General features: G+C 59.4%; 1 protein-coding gene. It reads left to right on the top strand.

What is annotated here, in order from left to right:
• Positions 1–143 precede the first annotated feature (143 nt).
• Complete coding sequence (locus DMP03_RS14080; protein ID WP_152121178.1) at positions 144–1397, top strand: RNA-guided endonuclease InsQ/TnpB family protein; 1254 nt, start codon at positions 144–146, stop codon at positions 1395–1397.
• Positions 1398–1412: the final 15 nt, after the last annotated feature.

The raw sequence follows: 1412 nt of genomic DNA, 5'->3' as shown, positions 1-1412 counted from the left end.
CCACGGCGACGTTCAACTGAAGCGGTAGCGCGGAGTCCCCTTCCTCAAGGAGCGACCAAAGGGAGCGAGTAGGGAGGGGAGGAGCGCGTTCGCATGGGTTACAAACCCGTTCATATAAGTACCCGCACCTATACATTGAAACTGTGGCAGACGACTACGTGCGTCGGACGGCAATCACTCGTCTCGAAGTCACCGACGAGCAACGCGACCTCCTCGAAGAGACTATCACTGAGTGGAAGCGTGGGTGCCAGATTGCCACCGACATGGCGTGGGGCGAGTGCAACGCCAAAAGCGATGTCCAACCCCTCGCCTACGATACCGTCCGCGAACACACCGACCTCGGTAGTCAGCACGCGATTCTCGCCACCCACCAAGCCGCACAAGCCATCACCGGCTGTCTCGAACGCCGGTCCAACGGCAAGAAGATCAGCAAGCCAACGTTCACCGCCCCGACCGTGAAATACGACACTCGGACACTGACACTGTTTGACGATGATACGGTGTCCCTCTCCACCACGGAGAGTCGCATCCGATGTGACCTTGCTCTGCCTGACGCCGACGATGGCTACCAACGACAGTACCTCAACGCCGACGAATGGAGCGTCACGGAAAGCACGCTCACTGCCCGTGATGGCAACTACTTCTTGCACATCGGCTTCCGCCGTCACAAGACCGATACCGAGCGCAACACCGCCGAGGACGGAACGGTCCTCGGGGTTGACCTCGGTATCGAAAACCTCGCCGTCACCAGCACCGCCACCTTTGTCAGCGGACGAGAATTAATACACGACCTCCGTGAGTTTGAGACGGTGCGAGCCGGACTCCAACAGACCGGGACGCGAAGCGCCCACCGAACACTCAAACAATCGAGTGGTCGGGAACTTCGGTACGTCCGCGACGTACTCCACCGAGCGTCGAACGCCATCGTAGACGAAGCACTCCGATATGAGTGCGACGTAATAGCGTTCGAGGATTTGACCGACATTCGTGAGCGGACTGGGGCGTCGTGGGGGCACACGTGGGCGTTCCGAACACTCTACGAGCAGGTTGAATACAAGGCTGAGGTAGAAGGTATCTCGGTGAAGCAGGTTGGTTCGGCGTACACGTCGAAACGGTGCGCCGAGTGTGGATTCACGGCTGACGAGAATCGCGCGACTCGCAACGACTTCCGGTGCGTGAAGTGTGAGTCGGAAGCGAATGCGGACTACAATGCCGCGAAGAACATCGGGATGCGGTACGTCCGTCGGGGCCAACAGTCGTCTCGGCGGACGGGCGACAGTCAGCTCGCCCTAAAGTCTGGAACTGTGACACTGAGTGGCGGATTTACCGCCTACCCTGATGGGTTTGAGGCCGAGTTCACGGACAAGCCCCACCCTCAAAGTGCCGAAGGCGCTTAGGGTGGGGTAGTTGAC

Source organism: Halosegnis rubeus, from assembly GCF_009184545.1.
In the GTDB taxonomy this organism is placed as follows: domain Archaea; phylum Halobacteriota; class Halobacteria; order Halobacteriales; family Haloarculaceae; genus Halosegnis; species Halosegnis rubeus.
The sequence above is the reverse complement of the archived record's forward strand: the minus strand, read 5'-3'. Positions and strand labels throughout refer to the sequence as shown.